Annotated in this window: 8 protein-coding genes, 1 pseudogene and 1 riboswitch; of the genes and pseudogenes, 7 read left to right on the forward strand and 2 right to left on the reverse strand. The window is 49.3% G+C overall.

Features of this window, described 5'->3' with window-relative positions:
* The coding region (locus tag FD23_RS05095; RefSeq protein ID WP_155515441.1) for a zinc ribbon domain-containing protein at nt 1–226 on the forward strand (226 nt) is incomplete at its 5' end.
* A gap of 380 nt (nt 227–606) precedes the next feature.
* Here the strand turns inward: FD23_RS05095 and dapF are convergent.
* Both dapF and FD23_RS05105 read right to left on the reverse strand, forming a co-directional pair.
* Nucleotides 607–1,593 (reverse strand): diaminopimelate epimerase, encoded by a 987-nt coding sequence (gene dapF / locus FD23_RS05100; RefSeq protein WP_025895667.1) that lies wholly within the window; start codon nt 1,591–1,593, stop codon nt 607–609.
* Between the two features lies 1 nt (nt 1,594).
* Nucleotides 1,595–2,968 (reverse strand): aspartate kinase, encoded by a 1,374-nt coding sequence (locus FD23_RS05105; protein WP_052933661.1) that lies wholly within the window; start codon nt 2,966–2,968, stop codon nt 1,595–1,597.
* 221 nt (nt 2,969–3,189) lie between these two features.
* Nucleotides 3,190–3,366, forward strand: a riboswitch (Lysine riboswitch).
* 115 nt (nt 3,367–3,481) lie between these two features.
* On the opposite strand from FD23_RS05105, the gene dapD reads away from it, so the two are divergent.
* The 6 genes and pseudogenes from dapD to FD23_RS05135 form a co-directional block, all read left to right on the forward strand.
* Nucleotides 3,482–4,195, forward strand: a complete 714-nt coding sequence (gene dapD / locus FD23_RS05110; protein WP_025895668.1) for a 2,3,4,5-tetrahydropyridine-2,6-dicarboxylate N-acetyltransferase — start codon at nt 3,482–3,484, stop codon at nt 4,193–4,195.
* Between the two features lie 60 nt (nt 4,196–4,255).
* Complete coding sequence (locus FD23_RS05115; protein ID WP_025895669.1) at nt 4,256–5,410, forward strand: N-acetyldiaminopimelate deacetylase; 1,155 nt, start codon at nt 4,256–4,258, stop codon at nt 5,408–5,410.
* 23 nt (nt 5,411–5,433) lie between these two features.
* On the forward strand, nt 5,434–6,363 hold the full coding sequence (gene dapA / locus FD23_RS05120) for a 4-hydroxy-tetrahydrodipicolinate synthase (RefSeq protein ID WP_025895670.1): 930 nt from the start codon (nt 5,434–5,436) through the stop codon (nt 6,361–6,363).
* A 2-nt stretch (nt 6,364–6,365) separates the two neighbouring features.
* Nucleotides 6,366–7,145: pseudogene (gene dapB / locus FD23_RS05125) on the forward strand (4-hydroxy-tetrahydrodipicolinate reductase).
* 36 nt (nt 7,146–7,181) lie between these two features.
* Entirely contained in the window at nt 7,182–8,363 is a 1,182-nt protein-coding gene (locus FD23_RS05130) for an aminotransferase class I/II-fold pyridoxal phosphate-dependent enzyme (protein WP_025895671.1), read from the forward strand.
* Between the two features lie 116 nt (nt 8,364–8,479).
* Nucleotides 8,480–9,060, forward strand: a 581-nt coding sequence (locus FD23_RS05135) for a peptidylprolyl isomerase (RefSeq protein ID WP_057717951.1), incomplete at its 3' end; no start/stop codon positions are given.

Consider the following 9,060-nt stretch of genomic DNA (forward strand, 5'->3'; position numbering starts at 1 on the left):
CAATCCAGCATATACTTCTCAGTACTGTTCAATCTGCGGGCAGCATTTTGAGGAAAGATACGGCAGTCATCATGAACTGACTAAATGCAAGAAATGCGGCGAGATGAATGCAAACATCGCTGCTGCAAAAAATATATTGAGTAGATTAACTGACGAAGAAATCACGCTTTACACGCCTTATAAGCGAGTTAAGGAGATTCTTGACAGTCGGATAAAAGAAGCATAAGGCAAGTAATACTACAAAGTTGAAGGCTCTAGCATGTAAGAGCAGTCAGCTTTAACGAACTCAGTTCGGGGTATTAAAATCGCGGCTTGACTGCTTCGAGAAGGCATCACGATATGCTTGCCTGCTTTTTAGTAGGCAAGATGCCTTTCCGACTGCCATGCTAAAAGTTTTCAGTGGGGCAGATAAAAAGCTATTGGATAATGCCATTTGGCGTTATTTGAGAGCCAACCGTACTCACTGACCTTAACTTCAAAAGGTTAAAAATCTGATTTCTTTTGCCAAGTTGAATCTACCCATAGATTTAACTAGAAAGAAATATCAGAAAAACTTACCAATATTGATGTGATTATCAAGATTTAGTAAGTTTTATGATTCGGATGCTACTTGGTCAGCTGGTCAACGAAAGCCAGGTATGCAGCTTGTTCACCAGTTTCTTTGGTCTGCACCGCCTCCAGCTTAAACTGGCCGCTGTGCAGCTGGTCTTCTGGAATTTCAATAGTATGAGTTTCAGTCGCGTTGCCGATCAGTTCGATCCAGTAGCCGTGATCCTTTTGGTGCAAGACGGTCTTGACCATACCGCCAGGATTGTAGACAGAGATCTCTTTTTCAAAGTGGCCCAGGTCCGGGTGAGTCAAGGCAAAGGCCAATGAGCTGGCTGACATCCCTGTCCCGCAGGCGTTAGTAAAGCCAACGCCCCGTTCGTAGGTTCTGACAAAAAGCTGGCTATCGCCGCGGATAACGGTGTAGTTGATGTTGACCCCGTCTGAGAAGTATGGATTTTCTCCATTCAAGTAGGCACCAAGCTCTCCTAAGACCGGACTTTCCAGGCCTTCTTCTTTGATAAAGGCGATGAGGTGGGGATTAGGCACGGCTAGAGCACTAAAACGCCAGCCTGGAACCAATTCTGGTACCAGAGTGTCCAGCAGGCGGTTATGTCCCAAATTGTCAAAAGGCAAAGATTCTTTATTGAAGCGGACAGGGGAGATTTCTACCCCGAAAGCCGGCACTCCTTCTGCAAAGTCATCAGCTTGCCGGACGGCCAGGTCAGCGTACATGGTTTCCACCTTAAACTGGCTTTCTCCGGTCTTTTCGTGCAAGTAGCGGGCAACTGTTCTAAGACCATTGCCGCACATTGAGGCTTCACTGCCGTCAGTGTTGATAACCCGCATCTTGCCTAAAGCGCCTGGGTGTCTTGATTCCTCAACTGACAGGATGCCGTCAGCTCCGCCAAGCAGGCCAGTCTTGTGATCAGTAAGTGTCTGGGTCAATTGCCGCAGTTCATTATCAGTCAGCGGATTTTCCAGTTCAGTCTGGTCCAGAATGAAGAAGGAATTCTGTGAGCCATGGACTTTCAATAATTTAGTCATCTTATTCTCCTTGTGCTTCTTGCTTGAAAAAGTAGTCGTAAATCGCGGCTACTGCCCGGTCGGCATCTTTAGCTGCCGTGCCCAGCATGATAGAAATTTCGGAAGCCCCTTGGTTGAGCATCCGGAGAGAAATACCCTCTCTGGCTACAGGCGTGGCAATATCCCGGATGACCCCGATCCGGTCCCTCATCCCTTCACCGACCAGCATGATAATCGCGTAATTGCTGATCCATTCCAAGTGGTCAGGACTGACTTCATTTTGAATTTCATTGCAGATCTGGTCGATCAATTCATCATTTAACGTGTCCCGGTCAAAGATCAAAGTCAAGTCGTCAATCCCGGTTGGCATGTGTTCATAGGACAGTTTGTACTTGTTTAAGATTTGCAGGATGCGGAGGGTAAAGCCAACTTCCTTGTTGAGCAGGTACTTGTGCAGGTAGAGGGCACCAAAGTGCTTGCCGCTGGCGATCCCGGTAATGACGGTTTCAGGCTTGAAGCCTTTTTCCGGTACGATCATGGTCCCGCGCTTTTCCGGGTGCTGGGTATTCTTCACATTGATTGGAATCTGCCCTTGAATGGCCGGGATCAAGGCTTCATCGTGAAAGACAGAGAAACCAGCATAAGACAATTCCCGCATTTCCCGGTAGGTCATCGTGTGGATCGGATGGGGCTGGTCAACAACCTTCGGGTTAGCGGAGAAAATAGCATCGACATCAGTAAAGTTTTCATATAAGTCAGCGTGGAAACCTCTGGCCAAAATCGCCCCGGTAATGTCTGAACCACCTCTTGAGAAGGTAGCTATATGGCCAGCCAGAGTATAACCGTAAAAGCCTGGGAAAATCAGCTTTTCGTCAGCGTCATAGGCAAAGTTTTCCAGGAGCTGGTAGCTTTCCGGGTTGACAGAGGCATTGTTTGGACTACCGGTAACGATGATCCCTGCCTCTTTAGGATCAACATAGCGGGCCTTTACCCCTTGGCTTTGCAGAATCTTCGCAATCAGCTTGGCGTTAAGCCGCTCGCCATGGGCCTTAAAGGTCGCCTGCAGATAGTTCTTGTTTGGATAGTGATCCTTTGGCAAATTCAACAGGATCTCTTTCAAGGGCAAGATTTCTTCGAGCGGCAAGTTAAAGTACTCGCCGATTTCAACGTAGCGCTGGAAGATCCGGTCAGCAACTTCAAGCCCGTTTCTGCCATGGCTAATTTCATGGGCGTACTTGATCAAAAGGTCAGTGACTTTGATGTCATCGTCAAAGCGTTTGCCTGGGGCAGACGTAACGACAACTTGTCTTTCAGCTTCAGCGGTAATAATCTTCAAAGCATTTTCTACAGCAGGACCGCTAGCCAGGGAACTGCCACCAAACTTAACAACTTTCATGGGCTACTCTCTTTCGTGTTTGTCTTTAATCATAATTTAAGTTTAATCAGAATGGACTTTACCATTTTTCTCTGGAAAATGCAAAGAAAGATTCTGAGAATTCATGATAATCGCCTTCTAAACATTGTGATACCAGTGCTTGAGGAAGCTTGAAATAAAAATATGCAAATAAAAAGCTGAAAAAGCTGTTGACAAAATGAGGCCAATATTATAAACTGACTACAAATTGAAGAGGCGCAACCGACAAGAGTAAGGCAAGGGAGCCAGCCAGGCGGAGAACTTGCAAGAAAGGGGAGGTTGCCGAAGCGTCCGTTTTGGCAAGGCGGATTGGCTGGGCTATGGCTTAAGAGGCCATGGACTGTCGCAGGGAAGGTACCTGCGTTGCGCTTGCAATTTGACGAGAGAATTTGATTTTGAATTTTTCGGGCTCCAAATTGTTAAGGCAATCTGGAGCTTTTTCTTTGTCTCTTCGAAGTAACAGAAACAGATGCAGATTAGAAAGAGAAAGATATTATGGCAGAATTAGACGCGCAAAGCATTATCAACTACATTGGTTCAGCACCAAAGAAGACCCCGGTTAAGGTTTACTTGCGAGGCGCCGGCCTTGATCAAGTCACTTTCCCAGATGGAACGGATCCTTTTGTCAGCGGTCAAGCTGGCGTAGTCTTCGGCGATTGGCAAGTTCTTAAGCCGTTTTTAGCAGAACACGAAGCTGACTTTGAATCTGTCCGCGTGGAAAACACGGCCCGCAATTCAGCTGTTCCTTTGCTGGACCTTAAGGAAATCAATGCCCGGATCGAACCAGGCGCTATTATCCGTGACCAGGTCTTGATCGGTGATAACGCGGTTATCATGATGGGGGCGGTAATTAACATTGGCGCGGAAATCGGTGCCGGCTCAATGATCGACATGGGCGCGATCTTAGGTGGCCGGGCGATCGTTGGCAAGAACTGCCACATCGGTGCCGGTACGGTCTTAGCCGGGGTGGTTGAACCAGCTTCTGCCTTGCCGGTCCGCATTGACGATGACGTTCTGATCGGTGCCAACGCGGTTGTCCTGGAAGGCGTCCACGTCGGTGAAGGTGCAGTTGTAGCAGCGGGTGCGGTTGTGACCAAGGATGTGGCTCCGCACACGGTGGTTGCCGGCGTTCCAGCCAAGGTAATCAAGGAAGTCGATGCCAAGACAGAAAGCAAGACCGGCCTGGAAGAAGACCTGCGCAAGCTGTAAAGAGTCAAGTTAAAGTAAACAAAACAGACATAAGTTAGTCCACATTAAGGAAGTTTTTCAATGGCAGTATTGACCGAAGCCGAGTTGCTTCAAATTCGGCGCCAACTCCACCAGATCCCGGAATTGGCTTTAAAAGAATATCAAACCCATGCTTATCTCTTGGATGTGATCAAGCAGATGAAGCAAGACTACCTGGAAATCAGGGAACCAGCAGAATTGCCAACCGCACTCCTGGTTCTGGTCAAGGGGTCAAAGGCTAAACGGACCATCGGCTACCGGGCGGATATTGATGCTTTGCCGGTAACTGAAGCAACCGGCCTGCCATATGCTTCCAAGCACCAAGGCGTGATGCATGCCTGCGGGCACGACATCCATATGACGGTTGCTTTGGGTGTTCTCAGCTACTTTAGCGAGCATCAGCCAACTGACAACCTCCTGTTCTTCTTCCAGCCGGCTGAAGAAAGCGAGAGCGGCGGCATGAAGGCCTACCAGCTGGGACTTTTCACCGGTAAGTGGCATGTTGATGAATTCTACGGCCTGCATGATAACCCAAGTCTGCCGGCTGGGGTGATTGGCTGCCGGAACGGCACCTTGTTTGCCGGAACGACTGAAGTCAACATTGATATTCAAGGCAAGGGCGGGCACGCTGCCTTCCCGCAATTGTCAAATGACGCGGTTGTCGCGGCAGCTGCCTTGATTATGCAGGTCCAGACCATCATTTCCAGAAATATTGATCCGGTTCAAAGCGGGGTTATCACCTTGGGCAAGTTGACTGCCGGCAAGATCAGAAACGTAATCGCTGATTCAGCCAGAATTGAAGGCACGATCAGGGGACTTACCCAAAGCATGATCGAATTGATCGACAAAAGGCTGGCCGAAGTCTGCCAGGGAATTGAGCTGAGCTTCGGCGTCAAAGTCAAGCTGGAACTCAACCAAGGCGGCTACTGGCCAGTTGAAAATAACCCAGAATTAACTGAAAACTTCATTAAATACATGAAGCAGGCTGACGGGGTTGAATATGTCGAAACGGCCCCGGCGATGACCGGGGAAGACTTCGGCTACCTCCTGGCTCAGATCCCGGGAACCATGTTCTGGCTAGGTGTTGGAGACGATTCACCCCTGCACTCAGCAACATTAACCCCCCAGGAAAGTTCAATCAGCCGCGGCATCGCGGCAATTACCGGCTTTTTGGAATACCGAATGACGGAAGACTAAGTGAAATAAAAGAGGCAAAACAAATGAACCATAACTTACAAAATGCGGACTTACTGACAGCAATCATTACGCCTTTTACGGAAGACGGACAGATCGACTTTGTCAGCTTGACTGAATTAACCAACAACTTGATTGACCAGGGCTGCAACGGCTTTGTGATTGGCGGGACAACTGGTGAGACGCCAACTTTGACCCATGACGAAAAGATCGCCTTGTACACCCGCTTTGGTCAGATTGTAAATGGGCGTGTACCGGTTATTGCCGGCACGGGCAGTAACAACACAGCGGAAACCATTGCTTTTACTGAAGAAGTTGCCCAGATCCCGGGCATCGACTATGCTTTGGTTGTCGTTCCGCCATACAACAAGCCAAACCAGCGGTCAATGATCGCTCACTTTACGGCAGTTGCTGACCAGGTTCACATTCCAGTAGTCATCTACAACATTCCGGGCCGGACTGGGGTTAAAATGGAAGTGTCAACTATTTTACAGCTGGCCCAGCATCCCAATATTGCCGGTATCAAGCAGTGCGCCAGCCTGGAAGAAATCGAAGAGATCGTATCCGGCCGGCCAGTAGACTTTGCCGTCTTTACCGGCGAAGATGCCCAGGCGCTGACGGCCAGATTTTTGGGCGCTGACGGGGTCATCTCAGTTGCCAGTCACCTGTACACCCCAAGAATGCGGGAAATGTACGATGAACTTTACGCGGGCAACTTTGCCTTGGCCGGCAACCTGCAGCGCTGGCTGACCCCGCGGATGAACGCCCTGTTCATGTTCCCGTCACCATCACCAGTTAAGGCGGCTTTAGCTGCCATGGGTTACCAAGTAGGCGGCTTACGGTTGCCGCTTGTAGCTTTGAACGATGAAGAAAAGGAAGAACTCGCCACTGCTTTGAAGCTGCCGAAGGATGCATTAGCTGGTCAGCTGACGCGTGATATGTTAGAAGGAGATTAAGAATGCCAAGAATTTTATTGGCCGGTTTTGCCGGCTCAATGGGCCAGCAAGTCGTTAAATTAGTAGCAAGCCTGCCAGACTTTGAAATAACGGCCGGCCTGGCCCACCGTTTAAAGAGCAGCGATCCAGCAGACTATGGCCTGCCAGCAAGCGCTAAGCTGTACACCAGCCTGGATGAAATTCCAGCCGACGCAGCAGATATCTGGGTTGACTTTACTGTACCAGCCTCTGTCTACTAAAACGTCCGCTATGCCTTGGAAAACGGCTACCGGCCAATCGTAGGGACGACTGGCTTGACTGACCAGCAGGAAGCTGAGTTGAAGCAATTGGCCAAGGAGAAGGGAATTGGCGGCTTGATCGCTCCTAACTTTGGCATGTCAGCTGTTTTATTGATGAAGTTTGCCCGAGAAGCAGCTAAGTACTTCCCAGACGTGGAAATCATCGAAATGCACCACGAAGACAAGAAGGATGCTCCATCAGGCACGGCCTTGGCCACAGCCAAGCTGATCGCTGAAGTCCGCGAGCCCCACCAAACAGCAGCAGACACGACAGAAAGCCTGCCAGGGGCAAGAGGCGGCGATTACCAAGGCATCAAGCTGCACGCGGTTCGCTTGCCAGGCTACGTCGCTCATGAACAGGTGCTTTTTGGCGGCAAGGGGGAAGCCTTGACCATCCGGCAGGACTCCTTTGACCGGTCATCCTTCATGAGCGGGGTCAAGGTTGCCTTGGAAAAGGCAGCTGACTTAAACCAGCTCTATGTCGGCCTGGAAAACATTTTGTAGACAGTATTCTTTGTTTTTTATAGAAAGACGATCATCATGCCAGAAACAGATCCTAACTTGCGGGATTTAGGCAACAGAAATATTGCTAAAATCGCACCTTCAGCCATCCGGGCTTTTGACGAAGAAATCTCCCAGATTCCGGGAATTATCAAGCTCACCTTGGGGGAACCAGACTTCGCGGTGCCAGATCATGTTAAAAGGGCCGCTATTCGGGGAATTGAAGCAGACGACTCCCACTACGGGCCATCAAAAGGGAAGCTGGCCCTGCGCGAAGCTATCAGCAAGTATCTTGCGGCAAGCAGACAGGTTGACTATGACCCGGAAACTGAAGTTATTGTCACTGACGGGGCAACTGAAGCAATTACGGCAACTTTACTGGGACTTTTAAATCCAGGTGATAAGGTTTTAGTGCCAACACCAGTCTTTTCCCTTTATTTCACCAACATTGAAATGGCAGGCGGGGAAGTGGTGATGATCGACACCTCAGATACTGGCTTTAACTTGACGCCAGAGCGGCTGGAAGCGGAGATTGAGGCGGCCGGCGACCAGGTTAAGGCAATCATGCTCAACTATCCATGCAACCCAACAGGGCGGACTTATTCCAAAGATGAGTTAACTGCTTTAGCGGAAGTGATCAAGAAGCACCATTTGCTGGCAATCTGTGATGAAATCTACAGCGAACTGATTTACGACCAAGAACATTTCTCTTTGGCTACTTTACTGCCAGGACAGGTAATCTTGATCAGCGGCTTATCTAAGTCACATGCCATGACCGGCTACCGGCTTGGATATATCGCGGCTCCGGCAAGTTTACTGCCAAATGTGGCCAAGGCCCACAGCTTCATGGTGACCTGCGTGGACAATATCGCCCAAGACGCGGCAATTGAGGCTTTGACCAAGGGGCTTGACGATCCAAAAGAATTTAAGGCAGCCTACCAGCGCCGGCGGGACTTCTTGGTTGATAATCTGACTAAGCTGGGCTTTGAAATGGCCGTACCGCAAGGGGCATTTTACATTTTTGCCAAGATTCCGGAGAAATTCGGCAGTGATGACTTTGCTTTCGCCAAAGATGTGGCTAAGAAAGCCAGAGTTGGTCTGATTCCAGGCAGCGTGTTTGGTAAAGGATCTGCTGGCTATGTCCGCTTTTCTTACGCGGCAGCCGATGACAAGCTGGCAGAAGTAGTCAAGCGGCTTGGTGAATACGTTGCTCAGCTCTAATATTTTTCCTAAGACAGCAGTTTGCTGTCTTTTTTCAGTTTGCTGTCTTTTTTTATGCCGAATGATATAATTTAGAAAGAATCTAAAGAATTAGTATGACAAGGAGCATATAAATAATGTCTGAATACCCACAACTTAACCTTGACCAAGCCAAGGGCCCAAAGGCAACTATCAAGACCAACCACGGCGACATCGTCATTCAGCTTTTCCCAGAAGAAGCACCAATGACTGTTGAAAACTTCGTCCGCCTGGCACAAAAGGGCTACTACGACGGCGTAACTTTCCACCGGGTGATCAGCGACTTCATGATCCAAGGCGGGGACCCGGAAGGTACTGGTGCCGGCGGTCAAAGCATCTGGGGTCACAACTTTGAAGACGAATTCTCAAACGAACTCTTCAACCTGCGCGGGGCTTTGTCAATGGCTAATGCTGGTCCAAACACCAACGGCTCACAATTCTTCATCGTGCAAAACAAGAATATGCCAAAGCGCTTCATTCAACAATTGCGCGATGCCCAATACCCAGAAGAAGTTGTCAAGGCTTACAAGCAAGGTGGTACGCCATGGCTTGACCACAGACACACTGTTTTTGGCCATGTAACTGAAGGCATGGATGTCGTTGACGAAATTGCCAAGGTAGCCAAGGACGGCAACGACAAGCCACTTGAAGACGTGGTAATCACGACTGTTGAGATTGC

The organism is Lactobacillus delbrueckii subsp. delbrueckii DSM 20074 = JCM 1012 (assembly GCF_001433875.1).
In the GTDB taxonomy this organism is placed as follows: Bacteria; Bacillota; Bacilli; order Lactobacillales; family Lactobacillaceae; genus Lactobacillus; species Lactobacillus delbrueckii.